Annotated in this window: 14 protein-coding genes; 4 read left to right on the top strand and 10 right to left on the bottom strand. The window is 64.5% G+C overall.

What is annotated here, in order from left to right:
* Positions 1 to 267: 267 nt before the first annotated feature.
* The 3 genes from nadA (at position 268) to nadC (ending at position 3,927) form a co-directional block, all read left to right on the top strand.
* Positions 268 to 1,446 carry a quinolinate synthase NadA gene (nadA, locus tag E5162_RS02415; RefSeq protein ID WP_233342124.1) on the top strand — a complete coding sequence of 393 codons (1,179 nt, stop codon included), beginning with the start codon at positions 268 to 270 and terminating at the stop codon, positions 1,444 to 1,446.
* A 109-nt stretch (positions 1,447 to 1,555) separates the two neighbouring features.
* Entirely contained in the window at positions 1,556 to 3,085 is a 1,530-nt protein-coding gene (locus E5162_RS02410) for an L-aspartate oxidase (protein WP_135943349.1), read from the top strand.
* Positions 3,082 to 3,927 (top strand): carboxylating nicotinate-nucleotide diphosphorylase, encoded by an 846-nt coding sequence (gene nadC, locus E5162_RS02405; RefSeq protein ID WP_135943348.1) that lies wholly within the window; start codon positions 3,082 to 3,084, stop codon positions 3,925 to 3,927. The genes E5162_RS02410 and nadC overlap by 4 nt, the downstream gene beginning before the upstream one ends.
* 23 nt (positions 3,928 to 3,950) lie before the next feature.
* On the opposite strand, the gene E5162_RS02400 is transcribed toward nadC, so the two are convergent.
* The 5 genes from E5162_RS02400 to E5162_RS02380 form a co-directional block, all read right to left on the bottom strand.
* A complete protein-coding gene (locus E5162_RS02400) occupies positions 3,951 to 4,670 on the bottom strand; it encodes a cell wall hydrolase (RefSeq protein ID WP_233342123.1) in 720 nt (239 codons plus the stop codon).
* A 271-nt stretch (positions 4,671 to 4,941) separates the two neighbouring features.
* Entirely contained in the window at positions 4,942 to 7,608 is a 2,667-nt protein-coding gene (ppdK, locus tag E5162_RS02395; protein ID WP_135943346.1) for a pyruvate, phosphate dikinase, read from the bottom strand.
* A 59-nt stretch (positions 7,609 to 7,667) separates the two neighbouring features.
* Positions 7,668 to 9,872, bottom strand: a complete 2,205-nt coding sequence (gene glyS / locus E5162_RS02390; protein ID WP_135943345.1) for a glycine--tRNA ligase subunit beta — start codon at positions 9,870 to 9,872, stop codon at positions 7,668 to 7,670.
* 26 nt (positions 9,873 to 9,898) lie between these two features.
* Entirely contained in the window at positions 9,899 to 10,507 is a 609-nt protein-coding gene (locus tag E5162_RS02385) for a glutathione S-transferase family protein (RefSeq protein ID WP_135943344.1), read from the bottom strand.
* Entirely contained in the window at positions 10,507 to 11,385 is an 879-nt protein-coding gene (locus E5162_RS02380) for a glycine--tRNA ligase subunit alpha (RefSeq protein WP_135943343.1), read from the bottom strand. The genes E5162_RS02385 and E5162_RS02380 overlap by 1 nt, the downstream gene beginning before the upstream one ends.
* A 249-nt stretch (positions 11,386 to 11,634) precedes the next feature.
* Between E5162_RS02380 and E5162_RS02375 the strand changes: the two genes are divergently transcribed.
* Positions 11,635 to 12,237 (top strand): hypothetical protein, encoded by a 603-nt coding sequence (locus tag E5162_RS02375; RefSeq protein WP_135943342.1) that lies wholly within the window; start codon positions 11,635 to 11,637, stop codon positions 12,235 to 12,237.
* A 26-nt stretch (positions 12,238 to 12,263) separates the two neighbouring features.
* Here E5162_RS02375 and E5162_RS02370 read toward each other — a convergent pair whose 3' ends face one another.
* The 5 genes from E5162_RS02370 to E5162_RS02350 all read right to left on the bottom strand — a co-directional run bounded on the left by E5162_RS02370 (position 12,264) and on the right by E5162_RS02350 (position 19,348).
* Positions 12,264 to 14,462 carry a 3-hydroxyacyl-CoA dehydrogenase NAD-binding domain-containing protein gene (locus tag E5162_RS02370; RefSeq protein ID WP_135943341.1) on the bottom strand — a complete coding sequence of 733 codons (2,199 nt, stop codon included), beginning with the start codon at positions 14,460 to 14,462 and terminating at the stop codon, positions 12,264 to 12,266.
* Between the two features lie 18 nt (positions 14,463 to 14,480).
* Positions 14,481 to 15,689, bottom strand: a complete 1,209-nt coding sequence (locus tag E5162_RS02365) for an acetyl-CoA C-acetyltransferase (protein WP_135943340.1) — start codon at positions 15,687 to 15,689, stop codon at positions 14,481 to 14,483.
* Positions 15,690 to 15,725: 36 nt separating this feature from the next.
* Entirely contained in the window at positions 15,726 to 16,892 is a 1,167-nt protein-coding gene (locus E5162_RS02360; protein WP_135943339.1) for an acyl-CoA dehydrogenase family protein, read from the bottom strand.
* 127 nt (positions 16,893 to 17,019) lie between these two features.
* Positions 17,020 to 18,810, bottom strand: coding sequence for an acyl-CoA dehydrogenase C-terminal domain-containing protein (locus E5162_RS02355; protein WP_135943338.1), 1,791 nt, complete (start codon positions 18,808 to 18,810; stop codon positions 17,020 to 17,022).
* Between the two features lie 55 nt (positions 18,811 to 18,865).
* Positions 18,866 to 19,348, bottom strand: coding sequence for a MerR family transcriptional regulator (locus E5162_RS02350; protein WP_135943337.1), 483 nt, complete (start codon positions 19,346 to 19,348; stop codon positions 18,866 to 18,868).
* Between the last annotated feature and the right edge of the window lie 57 nt (positions 19,349 to 19,405).

Below are 19,405 nucleotides of genomic sequence, written 5' to 3'. Positions count from 1 at the left end.
CAACGCCCTCTCCCCAACCCACTCCCCTCATGCTGAGGCGCTCGCCGCCAGGCGAGCCTCGAAGCATCGGAGGGAAAGCCCGCCCCGAAACACCCCGGCCAGGAGGCCCCAGCCGAAGATTTATCTTGCCCCGCCCCTTGTCGCGGGTGTAATCCATCCCACCTTAGGCTCAAAGAGAGCATAAAAGGCGTGTGACACTCACCTTGAGACGATCACGCCGATTTTTCTGGCCTACGAAATGCTCAAAGCGAGCAAAAGGAGGACACCATGGACCGGATGGACGTCATCGCCCCCGAAGGCTCCACCGTCACACAGACGCCGGATACCGGTTTTTCCGGCTCTGGCGGCGCCTCCTCAGCCGTGTGGCCGGACGCAAGCGAGCTGGTCTATGACGACGGCGTCAAGGCGCGCGTCGATCACCTCTATACGCGCGTGAAGGATGTCGTGACGCCGATGGAGTGGCCACAATTCGCGCCCGTCATCGACGCCATCCTGCGCCTGAAGGAAGAGCGCGGCGCGACCATCCTGGCGCACAACTACATGACGCCGGAAATCTTCAACTGCGTCGGCGACATCACCGGGGACTCGCTGAAACTCGCCCAGGTCGCCGCCGAGGCCGAGGAGGACGTGATCGTCCAGGCCGGTGTGCACTTCATGGCCGAGACCGCGAAAATCCTGTCGCCGGAAAAGACCGTGCTGATCCCCGACATGGAGGCCGGCTGCTCGCTGGCCAGCTCCATCACCGGCGCCGATGTCCAGCGCATCAAGGCGGCCTATCCCGATTATCCGATCGTGACCTATGTGAACACCTCGGCCGAGGTGAAGGCGTATTCCGACATTTGCTGCACGTCCTCGAACGCCGTTCAGGTCGTCGAGGCGGTGGCGCAGCAATGGGATACCGATACCGTCATCATGATCCCGGACGAATATCTCGCCAAGAACGTGGCCGCCCAGACCGGCATCAAGATCCTGACCTGGAAGGGCAGCTGCGAGGTGCACGAGCAGTTCACCCCCGAAGACATCGACGATCTGCGCGCCGCCCACCCGGATGCCGTCATCCTGACCCACCCCGAATGCCCGCCGGACGTGATGGCCCGCGCCGACTTTGCCGGCTCGACCGGCGCGATGGCGGCCTATGTCAAGGACAAGGCCCCGTCCAAGGCGATCCTGATCACCGAATGCTCGATGAGCGACAATGTCTCGGTCGAGAACCCGGACACGGTCTTCGTGAAGCCGTGCAATCTGTGTCCGCACATGAAGCGGATCACGCTGACCGGCATCTACGAAGCCCTGCGCGACATGAAGCACGAGGTCGAGGTCGACCCGGTCATCGCGCAGAAGGCCCGCGCCAGCCTGCAGGCCATGCTGGACCTGCCCAAGCCGGATGCCCCGCCGCATTTCGATACCGGGCGCGACATCATCAACGTGCCCTATGTGAGCGTCTGAGGGTGAACGCGTTTCCCTTCCACCTCCCCTCCAGCGCTGAAATCCCGGGCGAGCCGCAGGCGAGCCACGGGGCCTCCGCCCCTGGCCGGGATTACACGAGGGACGCCCGATGACCCGCCCCCTTCTCATTGCCGGGGCCGGCATTGCCGGCCTGTGGGCCGCGCTGCATGCGGCCCCGCGCAAGGTCATCCTGCTGACCGGCTCGAAGCTGGGCGAGAATGCCTCCACCGGCTGGGCCCAGGGCGGCGTCGCCGCCGCGCTCGCCGAGGACGACAGCGCCGCGCTGCACGCGCAGGACACGCTGGAGGCCGGCGCCGGTCTTGTGAACGCCGAAGCGGCCCGCCTGCTGGCGGCTGCCGGAGCGGATGAAATTCGCGCGCTCGATGCCCTCGGGGCGAAGTTCGAGCGCGACGCCGACGGGCGCTGGGCGCTGTCGCGCGAAGCGGCCCACTCGCGCCACCGCGTGGCGCGCATGAAGGGCGACCAGGCCGGCGCCGGCATCCTGGCCGCGCTGATCGCCGCGGCCAGAGCCGCCCCCCATATCGAAATCCGCGAATCGTGGCGCGCCGAAAGCCTGCTGAGCGCTACGGACGGCGGGTGCGCGGGCATCCTCGCCCGGCGCCCCGATGGCCGGCTGGAGCCGGTCGAGGCCGATGAGACCATTCTGGCGCTGGGCAGCCTGTGCGGGCTTTACGGCGTCACCACCGTGCCCTTCACCAGCCAGGGCAAGGCGCTGGTCATGGCCGCCCGTCTCGGCGCAGTCATCGAAGACCCCGAATTCGTCCAGTTCCACCCGACTGCCATCGATGTCGGGCGCGACCCGGCCCCGCTGGCGACCGAGGCACTGCGCGGCGAAGGCGCGATCCTGATCGACGCGAAGGGCCATCGCTTCATGCGCCAGGTCCACCGCGATGCGGAGCTGGCCCCGCGCGATGTCGTGGCGCGCGCGGTTCACCGCCAGGTGCGCAGCGGACGCGGCGCCTTTCTCGATTGCACCGGGGCGGTCGGGGCGGCCTTCCCCGATCACTTCCCGGCGGTGTTCACCGCCTGCATGGAGGCCGGGATCGATCCGCGCACGACCCCCATCCCGGTGGCCCCGGCCGCGCACTACCACATGGGCGGAATCGCGACGAATCTTGACGGCTTTACCGGCGTGGCCGGCCTCTATGCGGTGGGAGAATGCGCGTCGACCGGCGTGCACGGCGCCAACCGCCTGGCCTCCAATTCTCTTCTGGACGGGCTGGTCTTCGGACGGCGCGCCGCCCTGGCCTGCCGCACCTCGACGCGCCGGGCCGGACCCGCACTCACCGCAGAGCCGGGCCGCGACCTGCCTCCGCTCGCCCTTAAGCGTCTGCGCCAGATGATGGCGCGCGAAGCCGGGGTCGAACGCGACCGCGCCGGGCTGATGCGCGCGGCGTCCCTGATCGACGAGCTGGAGGCCCGCCACGGCGCTTGCGACGCGCTTGTCTCGGCGCGCTTCGTCGTTCACGGGGCCCTGGCGCGAGACGAAAGCCGCGGCGGTCATTTCCGGACCGATTTCCCCGCCACGAAGGCGCACGGCGTCCATACCCGCCTGACCCTGGACGCCCTGTGCGATGTCTGTCCCTCTCCCCTGCTTGCCGCCGGACCTGCCGAATGAATTACCCTATCCCCGCCGGCCTCGTCTCCGAGACGGTCTCCCGCGCGCTTGCCGAGGATCTGGGCGGGCGCGGCGACATCACCTCGCTCGCGACGATCGAACCGGGGATAACCGCCGAGTTCACGATCGCGTCGCGATCGAAAGGCGTGCTGGCGGGGATAGAAGCGGCCAACGAGACGTTTTTTCAGGTCGAGCCTCAGTTAGACGTCACATGGCTGCGCGATAACGGCGAAGAGCTGCATTCCGACACGGCGATAGCGGTCGTGCGCGGCGATGCGCGTGCCGTCCTGACAGCCGAGCGTACAGCGTTGAATTTCCTCGGCCGGATGTCGGGGATAGCGAGCCTCACCCGCGATTATGCCGCCGCGATCGCGGGGACAGGCGCAGTCGTGGCGCACACCCGCAAGACCACGCCGACGCTGCGCGCCTTCGAGATCGCCGCCGTGCGCGCCGGGGGCGGCGCCGCTCACCGCTTCGGGCTCGACGATGCAATTCTAATTAAAGACAACCACGTAGCCGTCTGCGGCGGGGTGGCCGAAGCCGTCACGCGCGCCCGGCGCTATGCCGGCCACATGACCCGCGTCGCCGTCGAGATCGACCGGCTCGACCAGCTCGACGCCGCGCTCAAGGCCGGGGGCGAGAGTATCCTGCTGGATAACTTCTCTCTGGAAGAGCTGAGCGAGGCGGTACGCCGGGTAAAGGGCCGCGTGACCCTCGAAGCGTCGGGCGGAGTCACGCTGAAGACCGTGCGCGCAATCGCCGAAACCGGCGTGAACGTCATCTCGGTCGGCGCGCTCACCCACTCCGCGCCCAATTTCGACATCGGGCTCGACGCGGCTTAACCTACCGGAAAAGCTGTGATTTCCTAGGCTTCGCGTTCCAGAAGGCCGCGTTCGGCCCGGCTCGGGAAGCGGTAGAAGATATGCTCCCCCACCGTGCGGGTGCGCACCAGGCTCCCGCTCCAGTACGGATCGATCTGCACCGTGTGATAATGCGTCGCCTGGCGGGTCACGGGGCGGGCAAAACCCATCGTCATATGCGCGGCGACACGCTGGGCGCGATCCCATCCACGCCCGCGTGGTGCGGTTTCCATCGACCCGTCGCAGGTGAAGGTGAACTGGCAGCCCGTGGATAACTCGGAGCCCTGATAGACGACGCCGCAAATCGTTTCGGGGTATGCGCGGTGACCGACCCGGTTCACGACGACCTCGGCCACGGCCAGCTGACCATAGATATTCTCGGAGCGCGCCTCGTAGTAGATCGCCTCGGCCAGGCAGCGCTGTTCGCGCGCCGCGCGCTGGGCATTGACCAGATGGTCGGCGCCAAACGTCTGTAACTCCGCGACATTCCGGGTCGGCAGCAGCAGCGTACTGTTCGAGGCGGAGTCCAGCTCAAGAGCCGCGGACTGCAGCAGGACGGAACCGCCGTCCCACACATCGTGTTCTTCTGCGGCCAGAGACTTCTCGGCCAGCGCGCGCCATTCGGCACGCTCTTCCTGCGCTTCCAGGCGCTCGCCCGCCATCGGCAGCACGATCGCGGTCGCAGCGACGGCGGAAATTGCGCCGAATGCTTTTAGAGCGCCCATGAGGCGCTTTCTCGAAAACCTGACGGTCATAAGTATTCCGTCTCCCTTGCGCGACAGCGCGCCCGACATGCATGCGGCGCACTCTCGCTGCTGGGCCTGTCGCACTCTGGCCGACCCGGCATTTATCTGCTCTACGCAAACGGTGCGTGTGAATAGGCGGGCTGGCAAGCCCGGTCAATCACACCCTCTCGTGACGCAAGATTGGGTCCAGTCACGCCAATATCAAGGACCGCGAGGCCTTAACCAGTTATTTCAATAGATTACCAAGAACCTACTTGGTCTTGGCCAGGGCAGACTGTGCCGCCGCAAGACGCGCGATTGGGACGCGGTATGGCGAACATGACACATAATCGAGCCCGACTTCTTCGCAGAAGCGAATCGAGGCGGGGTCTCCACCATGCTCGCCGCAGATGCCGAGCTTGAGATTCTCGCGTGTGGAACGCCCCCGTCCGACGGCGATGCGGATGAGATCGCCGACCCCGTCCTGATCGAGGGACACGAACGGGTCCTTCTCGAAAATCTGGGCTTCAAGATAGTCGGCCAGGAACCGGCCCGCGTCGTCGCGCGACAAGCCGAACGTGGTCTGGGTCAGATCGTTGGTCCCGAAGGAGAAAAACTCCGCGTGCTTGGCGATGTCGTTGGCGCGCAGCGCCGCGCGCGGCAGCTCGATCATCGTCCCGATCAGATAGACCGGTGCCGTTCCGGTCTCGCTTTCCACCTGGCGCGCGACCGCTTCGATGCGCACCTTGAGGATTTCCAGCTCCTTGGCCACGGCGACCAGCGGGATCATCACTTCGGCGACCGGTTTGACCCCGGTCTCCTTCTCGACGATCGTCTGCGCCTCGAAGATGGCGCGCGCCTGCATCTCGTAGATTTCCGGATAGGTGATCCCCAGCCGGCACCCGCGATGACCGAGCATCGGGTTGCTTTCGGCCAGCGACCTTGCCCGCTCCAGCAGCGCTTCGCCGGGCAGGCCGGTCGCCTCGGCCACCGCTTTCACCTCCTCGTCGGTATGAGGCAGGAATTCGTGCAAGGGCGGATCGAGCAGGCGGATGGTGCACGGCCGGTCTTCCATGATGCGGAAGATTTCCGCGAAGTCATCGCGCTGCATGGGCAGGATTTTCGACAGTGCCTTCACCCGGCCCTGCTGGTCTTCGGCGAGGATCATCTCGCGCACCGCCGCAATGCGGTCGGCGTCGAAGAACATGTGCTCGGTGCGGCACAGGCCGATGCCCTCGGCGCCAAACTCCTTGGCCGTCTGCACGTCGGCGGGCGTTTCCGCATTGGTGCGCACCTTCATGCGGCGCGCCCGGTCGGCCCACACCATCAGGGAGGCGAAATCGCCGGTCAGCTCCGGCTTGATCATCTTCGCTTCGCCGGCCAGCACTTCGCCGGTCGAGCCGTCCACGGTGATCATCTCACCCTGCTTGATGGTCCGGCCGCGTACGGTGAACGTTCCGGCCTCCAGGTTGATCTTGATTTCGCCGGCGCCAGAGACGCAGGGCCGTCCCATGCCGCGCGCCACGACTGCGGCGTGACTCGTCATGCCGCCGCGTGCCGTCACGATGGCCTGGGCGGCATGCATGCCGTGAATGTCCTCGGGGCTCGTTTCCACGCGCACCAGGATGACCTTGTCGCCCAGCTTGGCCATGTGCTCGGCCTCGTCGGCGTCGAACACGACCTTGCCCGAAGCGGCCCCCGGAGAGGCAGGCAGGCCCTTGGTGATCACGTCGCGCTCGTAGCTTTCGTCGATGGTCGGGTGGAGCAGCTGGTCGAGCGCACCCGGCTCGACGCGCATCACCGCCTCTTCCTCGCTGATCAGCTTGTCCTCGACCATGTCGACCGCAATCTTCAGCGCCGCGCGGGCGGTGCGCTTGCCGTTGCGCGTCTGGAGCATCCACAGCCGGCCCTGCTCGACCGTGAACTCGATGTCCTGCATGTCGCGATAGTGTCGCTCCAGCGTATCGAACACGTCCACCAGCTGGCCGTAGACGGCCGGCATCGCCTCTTCCATGGAGGGCTGGCTGTCACCCATCTTCTCGCGCATCACCTTGGTCAGGCATTGCGGCGTGCGGATGCCGGCAACGACGTCCTCGCCCTGCGCATTGATCAGGAATTCGCCGTAATAGCCCTTTTCGCCAGTGGACGGGTCGCGCGTGAAGGCCACGCCGGTCGCGGAGGTGTTGCCCATATTGCCGAACACCATCGCCTGCACGTTCACCGCCGTACCCCAGCTGGCCGGAATATCGTACATGCGCCGGTAGGTGATGGCCCGGTCATTCATCCAGGAGCTGAAGACCGCCCCGATCGCGCCCCACAGCTGGTCGCGCGGATCGGTCGGGAAGGGATGGCCCAGCGCATTGTGCACTGCGGCCTTGTATTCGACGATCAGCTCTTCCCATTCCTCAGCCGAAATCTCGGTATCCAGCGTGTAGTCGCGGTCTTCCTTGAAGCGCTCCAGCAGCTCCTCAAAGGTAGAATGGGGCACTTCCAGCACCACGTCCGAATACATGGTGATGAAGCGGCGATAGGAATCCAGCGCAAAGCGACGGTCGCCGGACAGCTCGGCCAGGCCCTCGGCGGTCTCATCGTTCAGGCCCAGATTGAGCACGGTATCCATCATGCCCGGCATGGACGCGCGCGCGCCGGAGCGCACCGACACGAGCAGCGGGTTCTTCGGATCGCCGAACGTCTTGCCGACCTTCTCTTCCAGCGCCTTGAGCCCGGCCTCGACCTGCTCGGCGAGCGTGTCGGGATAGGCCCGGTCGTTTTCGTAGAAGGCGGTGCAAACCTCGGTCGTCAGTGTGAATCCCGGCGGAACCGGCAGGCCCAGACGCGCCATCTCGGCGAGATTCGCGCCCTTGCCGCCGAGGAGATTCTTGTCGCCCTGCGCGCCGTCCGCGCTACCGGCGCCGAATGCGTAAACCCACTTGGCCATGACCGGCTAACCTCTTTTTCTGTCGCTGCGCCGCGCGCGGCGCACGTGTATCTGCCCGACTAGCCTTCAAGCTTGCCGAAATCGGCCACGCGCTCAACCGAGGCGCGGATCCGGGAGAGAAGGAGTAGTCTGTTGCGGCGCAGTTTATCGTCGTTATCGACATTGACTACAACGGCGTCGAAGAAAGAATCCACCGGCGCGCGAAGTCCGGCCAGCGCGCGCATCGCGCCCTCGAAATCTTCTTTCGCCAAAGCAGCTTGCGCCACCGTCTCCGCGCCCTCGATGGCGGCGATCAACGCCTTTTCTTCTGTCGCCTGTGACGTCTTCGCAACTGCAACAAGAATTGCGGCCTCGTCCTGCTCCCCGGTTTCGGGCGCATGGGCCTTTTCGCTGGCGTCTACGGCCGCGGAAATCTCGCTCAACGCCTCGGCCCGCGCAGCCGTCAGGTCGAAACCCTTCTTCTCTTCCGCCTTGAGGATATTCGCCGCCCGGCGATAGCCGGCCAGCAGCGCGGTTCCGTCCCCGGTCTCCAGGAAGTCCTGCAGCGCGCGCGCCTTCTTCGTGACCCGCACTAGATCGTCATCGCCCAGCGCGAACACCGCGTCGATCACATCGAAGCGCACGCCCTCATCCTTGAGGTGGACTTTCAGGCGGTCAGCGAAGAACAACTCGAGTTCGATGGAGATATTGCCGGGAAAAAGCTGATTTCCGCGGCTCAGTGCCCCGTTGAGTTGCTCATCGAGCACCTCTCCAGCACGTAAGAATGCCTGCGAGACATGGAAAGAAATATCTAGCGAGAGAACGATGCGAACCACCCCCAGCGCCGCGCGCCGCAGCGCGAACGGATCCTTCGACCCCGTGGGCTTTTCGTCGATCGCCCAGAAGCCGACCAGCGTGTCGAGCTTGTCCGCCAGCGCGACGGCGGCGCTGACCGGCGCGGTCGGCACCGCATCGGACGGGCCTTGCGGCTTGTAGTGGTCCTTGATGGCGTCCGCGATCTGTTCGTCCAGCCCGGCCTCGAGCGCGTAATACCGCCCCATCGCGCCTTGCAGCTCGGGAAACTCGTAGACCATCTGGCTGACCAGATCGGCCTTGCACAGACGCGCCGCCTTTTCAGCCATGTCCGCATCGGCCCCGACCACAGTCGCCAACTCGCGGGCCAGCGCCGCGACGCGTTCGACCTTGTCGGCGACCGTGCCCAGCTTCTCGTGGAAGGTGACCTTGGAGAGTTCGCTGGCCATGGCTTCCAGGCCGCGCTTGCGGTCGAGGTCCCAGAAATGGCGCGCATCCGACAGGCGCGCGCTCAACACCCGCGCGGCCCCGGCTGCAATGGCCTTCCCGCCATCGGGCGCATCCTGGTTGGCGATCATCACGAATTTGGGCGCGAGCTTGCCCGTCTTCGGATCGCGCACCGCGAAGTATTTCTGGTGCACCTTCATGGTCAGGGTGATGACCTCGGGCGGCAGGTCCAGGAAGGCCGGATCCATCTCGCCCAGGACCGGCACGGGGTGCTCGACCAGCCCGGCGACTTCGGCCAGCAGGCCCTCGTCCTCGACCAGTTCCAGCTGCGCATCGGCGCAGACCCTCTTCGCCCCGTCCAGCACCTGACGCTCGCGGTCGGCGCGTTTCAGCACCACGCCGTTATCGGCCAGCTTGGCGGCATAATCGGCAAAGCTGTCCACCGTGAAGACGCGGTCGCCTTTCGAATGAATGCGGTGGCCCTCGGTCGTGTTGCCGCTTTCGATCCCGAACACCGCGAACGGCACGACCTTACCGTCGAATACCGCTGTGATCCGGTGCAGCGGACGCACCCATCGTTGGGCCTTGTCGCCCTCGCCGAACTTCATCGATTTCGGCCAGGGGAAGCTCTTCACGATCTCCGGCACCGCCTCGGCGATCACCTCGGTCGTCTTGCGGCCCGGCTTCTCGATGATGGCAACATAAAAGCTGCCCTTCTTGCTCTCTTCGACCTTGCACTGGTCGAGGCTCTCCAGCCCCGCCCCGCGCAGGAAGCCCTCGATCGCCTTGTCCGGTGCGCCCACGCGCGGGCCCTTGCGCTCCTCGCGCACGTCCGCGGTCTGTGCGGGCAGACCGGACGCGACCAGGCCCAGCCGGCGCGGCCCGGCAAAGCCTTCCAGGCTGTCCGGCGACAGCCCGGCGGCCGACAGTTTCTCGGTCATGAGGCGGACGAGATCGGCCTCGGCCCGCGCCTGCATGCGGGCCGGGATTTCCTCGGAGAAGAATTCGAGAAGCAATTCAGACATGAGCGGGAGAAAATCCGGTTTTGAGGTCAGGCCTTCGGCGCCAGCTCGGCGTCGATTTCCAGCATGCGCCGATAGGCTTTACGCGATTGCAGGCGCTCAAGATAAGCCTTGATCGCAGGCGTGGGTTCGATCATGCCGAACGCCACCATCCAGGAGACGGCCCCGCCCGCGCAGATATCGCTGGCCGAGAAGCTGTCTCCGAGCAGGTAGTCGTTTTGCGTCAGCGTCTCGTCGACCCGCTTGACGACGTCGTCAAGCTCGCCCCATCCGATCATGCCGGGTTCGGCCTTCCAGCCTTGGCCTTTAGAGATCATCGCCGGCTCCATCACGCCGGGCCGGTAGACATGCCAGAAATAATGCTGCGCGCGCTTCGGATCGTCGAGCGCCGGCGCAAGACCGGCCTCCGGAAAGACATCGCACAGATAGAGCGAGATGGCCGACAATTCGCCCAGCGTCTGGCCCTTGTGGCGGATGGCCGGGACCTTGCCGCTGGGATTGATCTTGAGAAATTCGGCGGTCCGTCCGGCGCGCACATTGATGGTTTCGAGCGTGTACTCGGCGCCCATCTCTTCGAGCAGCCAGAGCGTGCCGGTCGAGCGCGTGCCCGGGCAGTGATAGAGGGTCAGATCACTCATTACGCGGCTTCCTTTTCCATCGCCACCCAGGCGCTGGCGCACCCTTTGGCGAGTTCACGAACCCTTGCGATCCAGCTGGCGCGTTCGGCCACGGAGATCGCTCCGCGCGCGTCGACCAGGTTGAAGAGGTGGGAGGCTTTCAGACACCAGTCATAGGCGGGAAGCGGCAGCGGCTTTTCCAGGTTCAGCAACGCCTGGCACTGCGTCTCCGCGCCCTTGAACCAATCGATCAGCATGTCGACATCGGCGTGTTCGAAGTTGAAGGCCGAATGCTGGCGCTCATTCTCCTGAAACACGTCGCCATAGCTCATCCCGGCGCCATTGAAGTCGAGATCATAGACGTTTTCGACGCCCTGCACGTACATGGCCAGGCGCTCCAGCCCGTAGGTCAGCTCGCCGGAGACCAATTCCACGTCCAGCCCGCCGACTTGCTGGAAATAGGTGAACTGGGACACTTCCATCCCGTCGCACCACACTTCCCAGCCAAGCCCCCAGGCCCCGACAGTCGGGTTCTCCCAGTCGTCTTCGACAAAGCGCACATCGTGCAGCTTGCGGTCGATGCCGATCGCGTCGAGTGAGCCCAGATAGAGGTCCTGCAGATTGTCCGGGCTCGGCTTCAGCAGCACCTGGAACTGGTAATAGTGCTGCAGCCGGTTCGGGTTCTCGCCGTAGCGCCCGTCGCCGGGGCGGCGCGAAGGCTGGACATAGGCCGCGCGCCACGGCTTCGGACCAAGGCTGCGCAGCGTCGTCGCAGGATGCAAGGTCCCCGCCCCGACCTCTGTATCGTAGGGCTGGAGAATGGCGCAGCCCTGATCGGCCCAGTAGCGCTGCAGGGTAAGGATCAGGTCCTGGAACGAGGGCGCGTCGGCGTTTCGCATGTCGGCGGGATCCGGAAAAGTGGGATGGGCGCGAACCGGTGTCCGCAAGGATGAAAACCGAGCGCGAACCTAGGCCCGCTGCGCAGCGCGATCAAGCAGACGGCACGGCTTGAGAACGCAAAAAGCCCAGGCCCGATCCCGAGCCTGGGCTTTTTGTGATCCTCGCGCGGAATAAGCGCCTTACGCGGCGCATTGCGCCGCCATCCGTGCCACACTGACCCCTCTCACCCCGTTGCGGAGACTGGCCCCATGAGACGCACGATCAACGACCTCATCGCGCATATCCGCGCGCTGGAGGACGAGCTGGAAACGGAGCTGATCGCGCGTCGGCGCGAGCTGGGGGTGCGCTGGGAGGAAGGCCGGGCCGTCTTCGGCCGCGAAATGACCGCCCGCCATCACAAGCTGAAAATGTCGGTGGGGCGGTTTCTGGCGAAGGCTGGCCTGTTGGAGATTCTTACCGCGCCCTTCATCTATGCGGTGGCGATTCCCGTGGCGCTGCTCGATCTGACGGCCAGCCTGTTCCAGACGATCTGCTTCCGCGTCTACGGGCTGCGGCAGGTGAAGCGGCGCGAGTACCTGGTGTTCGACCGCCACCGCCTGCCCTATCTAAACGTGCTGCAAAAAATCAATTGCCTCTACTGCTCCTACGCCAACGGCGTGCTCGCCTATGTCCACGAGATCGCCTCGCGCACCGAGCAGTACTGGTGTCCGATCAAGCACGCCGAACGCGTCAAAGGGACTCACCTGCGCTATGCGAAGTTTCTCGATTACGGCGATACGCAGAATTATCCGGAGACCCTGGAGCAGCAGCGCGCGCGCCTGAAAGCGGATGCGGAGGAGGCTCAGGGGTAAGCCCCGTCAAGCCTCCTCCACGTTTCTCAGGCGGCCGCCTTCGCGCCGCCGAAGCGCCCATAGAAGGTTTCCTTCTTCGCCGCCATGTCGCGCAGGAGCTGGGGCACCTCGAAGGGCTTGCCATACTTCTTCGCCAGCTCGTCGGCGCGGGCCACGAAGTCGGCCGTACCCACCGTGTCGATGAAGGACAGCACACCGCCAGTATAGGGCGCGAAGCCCCAGCCCAGGATCGAGCCGACATCGGCCTCGCGCGGATCGGCAACGATGTCTTCTTCCATCGTGCGCGCCGCTTCCAGGGCCTGGGCGTACAGGATGCGATCCTTGATCTCCTGCACGCTCGGCTGCTCGGCGAGCAGCTTGCCGTTCGGAGCGAACTGATCGAGCTCGTCCCAGAGCCGCTTGCCCTCGTCGGAATAGACGTAGAAGCCCTTCTTGTTCTTCCGCCCGTAGCGGCCGAGCTCGTACATCTTCTCGATGACTTCGGCGTTCGGCGTCTCCTCGAACTCGGACCCGAGATCCTTCTTGGTCTGCTGCAGCACCTTGTAACCAAGGTCGATGGCGACCTCGTCCTGCAACGAGAGCGGGCCGACCGGCATGCCGGCCATCTTCGCAGCGTTCTCGATCAGGGCCGGCTTCACGCCTTCGGTCAGCATGTACATGCCCTGCTCGATATAGCGCATGACGCAGCGATTGGCGTAGAAGCCGCGCGTGTCGGCCACGACAATCGGGGTCTTCTTGATCTTGGCCACGAAGTCGATTGCGCGGCTGATCGCCTTGTCGCCCGTCTTCTCGCCGACGATCAGCTCGACCAGGTTCATCTTCTCCACCGGGGAGAAGAAGTGGATGCCGATGAACTCCTCGGGACGCTTGGAGCTGGAGGCGAGCGAGGTGATCGGAATGGTCGAGGTGTTCGAGCCGAGGATCGCACCCTCCGGCAGGTGCTCCTCGATCATCTTGTAGATCTTGGCTTTCAGATCGGAGTCCTCGAACACCGCCTCGACCACGAGGTCCACGTCTTTCAGCGCGGAATAATCGGTGGTCGCGGTGATGAGCGCGCCGAGCTGATCGGCCTTCTCCTGGGTCAGCTTGCCGCGCTTCACGCCATTGGCGAAGTGATCGAGCGCATGCTGCTTGCCCTTGTCGGCGCCTTCCTGGTCCTTGTCGAGCACGACCACCTCGATGCCGGCCTGGGCCGATACCGTGGTGATGCCCGCGCCCATGAAGCCGCCGCCGCCGATGACGCCGATCTTCTTGATCTCGGCCTTGTCCTGACCTTGCGGACGGCGGACGCCTTTCTCAAGCGCCTGCTTGGACAGGAAGAGAGAGCGGATCATGTTCCGGCTTTCCGGACGCATCAGCAGCTTGGTGAAGTAACGGCTCTCGATGCGCAGCGCGGCATCCATCGGGACCTGCAGACCTTCGTAGACGCAGGACAGGATGTAACGCTGTGCCGGATAGTTGGCGTAGGTTTCCTTCAGGAGCATCGGGGATGCGCCGGCGAAAACCTGCATTCCGGCGGGATGGTAAGGCCCCCCGCCCGGGATCTTGAACTTGTCCTGGTCCCAGGGCTGCTTCGCGCCGAGCTTGTCTTCCTTGACCAGCGCCTTGGCCTTGGCAACGATTTCAGACACGGGCGCGATCTCGTGGACGACGCCTTGTTCCTTGGCCTTGTCGGCGTCGAACTGCTTGCCCTGCAGCATGATCGGGGCGGCATTCATCACGCCGATCAGACGCGGCAGGCGCTGCGTTCCGCCACCGCCCGGCAGGACGCCCACCAGGGATTCGGGCAGGCCCAGCTTCGCACCGGTATCGTTCGCCATGACCCGGTAGTGGCAGGCCAGCGTGACCTCGAACCCGCCGCCCAGCGCCAGGCCGTTGATCGCCGCGGCAATCGGCTTGCCGCAGGTTTCCAGCTCGCGCAGCTTGGTGTTGAGCAGGAAAGCGGTGTCGAACAACTTCTGCTTGGCTTCGGTTTCCGACAGGCCTTCCAGCTCCGCCATGCCGCCGCCGAGTTCGGACAGGTCAGCGCCCGCACAGAACGCCTTCTTGCCGCTCGTGATCACGGCGCCCTTGATGGCGTCGTCGGACGAGATTTTCTCGACGATCTGGCCGAGTTCTTCCATCACCTTGTTCGACAGGACGTTCATCGAGACGTTCGGGCTGTCGAAGGTGATCAGAGCGATGCCGTCGGCATCGGTTTCAAATTTGAAGTGTGTGTAGCTCATGATCTCAAATCCCTTAGCTTAAAGGCGCTCGATGATGGTCGCGGTGCCCATGCCGCCGCCGACGCACAGCGTGGCCAGGCCGACGCCCTTGCCGGTGCGCTCCAGCTCGTCGAGCACGGTGCCCAGGATCATCGCCCCGGTCGCGCCCAGCGGGTGGCCCATGGCGATGGCGCCGCCATTCACGTTGGTCTTGGAGTGGTCGACGCCAAGATCTTCCATGAAGCGCAGGACGACGGCCGCAAAGGCTTCGTTCATTTCATAGAGATCGATATCGTCCGGGCTCATGCCGGCCTTCTTGAGCGCCTTGCGGGCCGACGGGGCCGGACCGGTCAGCATGATGGTCGGCTCAGACCCGATCGAGGCCATGGCCCGGATCCGCGCGCGCGGTTTCAGGCCGAGCTTCTCGCCCATCTCTTTCGAGCCGACGAGGATGGCGGCGGCACCGTCCACGATGCCCGACGAATTGCCCGCATGATGGACGAACTCGATGCGCTCGACTTCGGGATATTTCTGGATCGCGACCTTGTCGAGACCGACAAAGGCGGAAAGGTCCTTGAAGCTGGGCTTCAGGCTGCCCAGCGACTGCATGTCGGTTTCGGGGCGCATGTGCTCGTCATGGTCGAGCTGGACCAGGCCGAGCTGGTTCTTCACCGCCACGATCGACTTTTCGAAGCGCTTCTCATCCCAGGCTTTCTTCGCGCGCTTCTGCGATTCCATCGCGTAGGCATCCACGTCGCTGCGTGAATAGCCGTATTTGGACGCGATCAGGTCGGCCGAGACGCCCTGCGGCACGAAATAGTGGTCAAATGCCATTTCCGGATCGACCACCATGGCGCCGCCATCGCTGCCCATCGGCACGCGGCTCATCGCTTCGACGCCGCCGCCGATCGCCATGTCGGCTTCACCCGACATCACCTTGGCTGCGGCCAGGTTGGTTGCTTCCAGGCCCGAGGCGCAGAAACGGTTGACCTGGAAACCGGATGCGGTCTCGGCGTACTTGGCGTTCAGCGCGGCAGCCCGGGCGATGTTCGCGCCCTGCTCGCCAACCGGGCTGACGCAGCCCAGAATCACGTCGTCGACGAAGTTCGTATCCAGGTTGTTGCGATCGCGGATCGCCTCAAGCTGCTGGGTCGCCAGCTGGAGAGCCGTCACCTCGTGCAGCGAACCGTTCTTCTTGCCTTTGCCGCGCGGCGTGCGCACGGAGTCGTAGATGTAAGCTTCAGTCATGAGGGGATCCTCCGGTTTGACCTGGATTCGAGTGTCTTAAAGCGTGCGCGAAATCAGCAGTTTCATGATCTCGTTCGTGCCGCCGTAAATGCGTTGCACCCGGGCGTCGCGCCACATGCGCGCGATCGGGTATTCGTTCATGAAGCCGTAGCCGCCGTGCAGCTGCACGCATTCGTCCACCAGCTCGCACTGGATATCGGTGACCCAGTATTTCGCCATGGATGCGGTCGAGGCATCGAGCTGACCCTTGATCAGCAGATCGGAGCAGTACTGGCAGAAGACCTCGGCGATGGTCGCCTTTGTCTTGAGCTCGGCCAGCTTGAACTGCGTGTTCTGGAAAGCCATCACAGGCTTGCCGAACGCCTGGCGCTCCTTGACGTAGGCGATCGTCTCGTTGAGCGCGCGCTTCATCATGCCGACACCCTGGACGGCGATCTGCAGGCGTTCCTGGGGGAGCTGCTCCATAAGCTGGATGAAGCCGCGGCCCTCCTCATCGCCCAGAAGCGCGTCGGCGGGCACCCACATGTCTTCGAAAAAGAGCTCTGCGGTATCCTGCGCCTTCAAGCCGACCTTGTCGAGATTGCGCCCGCGGCGGAAGCCTTCGGCATTGTCGGTCTCCACCAGGAAGAGCGAGGTGCCCTTCGCACCGGCTTTCGGGTCGGTCTTGGCTACGACCACGATCAGATTGGCCGTGCCGCCATTGGTGATGAAGGTCTTCGACCCGTTGATGCGGTACCCGTTGCCGTCCTTGACGGCCGTGGTCTTCACACCCTGCAGGTCGGAGCCTGCGCCCGGCTCGGTCATCGCGATCGCGCCGACATACTCGCCGGAGATCATCTTCGGAATGATGCGCTGCTTCTGCTCTTCCGAGCCGTAATGCCACACATAGGGGCCGACGATGGAATTATGCAGGCTTGCGCCCCAGCCGTCGATACCCAGTTCGGAGACGGCCATGTGGAACACGTAGTCATGGCGCCAGTCGCCGCCCGCGCCGCCGTATTCCTCCGGCGCCGCCGGGCACAGCAGACCGGCCTCGCCGCCCTTGTTCCAGATTTCCCGGTCGACCTGGCCTTCCTTCTCCCAGCGATCTCCGTGGGGCAGGCATTCCTTGGTCAGGAAGCCACGCACGGCGTGGTCGTACATGTTCACGTCTTCCTGGTCGAGCCAGTCGGGTTTCGCGGTCTGCAGAACCTGGGCGTTCATCGTGTGTCTCCTACTGTCGATTGAGCGGCCTGACCTGCCCTTGCCCGTCTTGGGCTTTGCTGGCGGACCGACTTCTGAAAGCAGCCTCGCCCGCGGCCAGAGCCGCAGGCGAGACAGGGATCAGGTGCTAGAAGGCCTCGGCTTCGAGCGCCATGAGCGGCTCCGCGCCCGCTTCGATGCGCGCGAGATGCATGTCGGCCTGCGGCAGCCAGCGCGCAAGGAAGTAGCGGCCGGTCTTCATCTTGGACTCATAGATCGGGTCGCTTGAGCCCTCTTCCAGCTTTGCCAACGAGACCTTGGCCATCTTCGCCCACATGTAGGCAAAGCAGGTCAGGCCGAACAGGTTGAGATACTCGCTCGATGCCGCACCGGCATTGTCGAAATTCTCAAGTCCTTTCTCGACCAGCCAGCTGGTGGCTTTTTGAAGCTTGGCCTTGGTTTCCGCGAGCCCCTTTACGAAGGGCTCGAGATCGCCGCTGCCTTGGTTTTCGGCCACGAAGGCATCCAGCTCGGCAAAGAAGGTGTTGATCGGGCGCATGCCCTTCATGGCCAGCTTGCGGCCGACCAGGTCGAGCGCCTGAATCCCGTTCGTGCCCTCATAGATCAGGGTGATGCGCGCATCGCGCAGCGTCTGCTCAATGCCCCATTCGGCGGTAAAGCCCGAACCGCCATGCACCTGCAGGCCCTGGGAGACGGACTCATACCCCTTCTCTGTCAGGTAGGATTTGATGATGGGGGTCAGCAGCGCCATGTAGTCGCCGGCCTTTTCGCGGACCTCCTCCTCGGGGTGCTTCTGTTCCAGATCGCCTTGCAGCGCAGTCCACAGCGTGAGCGCGCGGGCGCCTTCCACGAAGGCTTTCTGATCGAGCAGCATGCGGCGCACATCAGGGTGCACGATGATCGGATCGGCCGGCCCGTCGGGATTTTTCGGTCCGGTCAGGGAGCGGCCTTGAAGGCGGTCCCGGGCGAAATCGACCGAGTATTGGTACGCGGTCTCGGCCAGTGCCATCCCTTGCAGGCCGACGCCCAGGCGCGCCTCGTTCATCATGATGAACATGATCTTGAGGCCCTTGTGTTCCTCGCCGACGAGCCAGCCCTTCGCGCCATCGTAATTCATGACGCAGGTGGCATTGCCGTGAATGCCCATCTTCTCTTCCAGGCCGCCGCACTGGAGGTCGTTGCGCTCGCCCGGCTCTCCGTTTTCGTCCGGCAGGAATTTGGGGACCACGAAGAGGGAGATTCCCTTCACACCTTCGGGCGCGCCCTCGATGCGGGCCAGCACCAGGTGAACGATATTCTTGCTCATCGGGTGTTCGCCGGCCGAGATCCAGATTTTCTGGCCGGTGATCGCGTAGCTGCCGTCGCCATTGGGCACGGCCTTGGTGCGCAGCATGCCCAGATCGGTGCCGCAATGGGGCTCGGTCAGGTTCATCGTGCCCGACCACTCGCCCGTGATCATCTTCGGCAGGTAGAGTTCTTTCTGCTCATCCGTGCCGCCGGCATGCAGCGCGCGCGCCGCGCCGCCAGTCAGACCCGGATACATGCCGAATGCCATGTTGGAGGACGTGATCATCTCCCCCATGGCCAGGCCGACATATTCCGGCAGGCCCTGGCCGCCATATTTGGGGTCGCCGGAAATCGCCGTCCAGCCGCCCTCGGTGAACTGCGTATAGGCGTCGGCAAAGCCTTCCGGGACTTCGACTTCGCCGTCGCTCTTCAGTTTGCATCCCTGGCGGTCGCCCACCTTGTTGAGCGGGTAGAGCACGTTTTCGCAGAACTTGCCGCCCTCTTCGAGCACGGCGTCGATGATGTCGGGCGTCGCTTCGGAGAAGCCCTCGATATTGTTGTACTGCTGGACGTTCAGCAGCTCGTTGAGGACGAAGCGATGGTCGCGAAGGGGCGCGCGATAGCTGGGCATGGGTCTCAAAACTCCGGACGTTGGGTGTGTGCGTGGGTGAGCGATACGCTCGAATCTATTCGGGTGAACTTCCCGTCCAAGGGGTCAGGCGGGCCGCGGCGAGCAGTTCGAAAGCACGCGCGCGGCGTTTGATGTCTTCAGGCGGTTCACGATTGGCCAGGCGATCTTCTATCCAGCTGCACCCGGCGCGAAGTTCGGCCAGCGCCTCTTCCAGATCGTCGCGCTGGCGCTTGAGAATGCCGATACGCTCCCGGAACCGGTTCAACGAATTTTCAAGATGGGCCGTCCCGCGCGAATCCAGCGCTTCGAGGTCGAGCATCTCCTTGATTTCATCGAGCGAGAACCCGACCCGCTTGCCGCGCAGGATCAGGACAAGCCGGGCCCGGTCTGCGGCGGTATAGAGCCGGGTCGAGCCACGCCGCTTGGGCGTCAGCAAACCCTTCTGCTCATAGAAGCGCAACGTCCTGGGCGTGACGTCGAACGTCTCCGCCAGGTCGCGGATCGAGAAGAGTGCATCGGGTCCGGCAGGCTGGATCATGGCCGGCACGGTGGGGCAAGTTGACGTTCACGTCAACGTCAATATTGCCTCGCCTCG

This window comes from Marinicauda pacifica (genome assembly GCF_004793635.1).
GTDB classification, from domain to species: domain Bacteria; phylum Pseudomonadota; class Alphaproteobacteria; order Caulobacterales; family Maricaulaceae; genus Marinicauda; species Marinicauda pacifica.
This window is presented reverse-complemented; position numbering and strand designations above follow the sequence as displayed.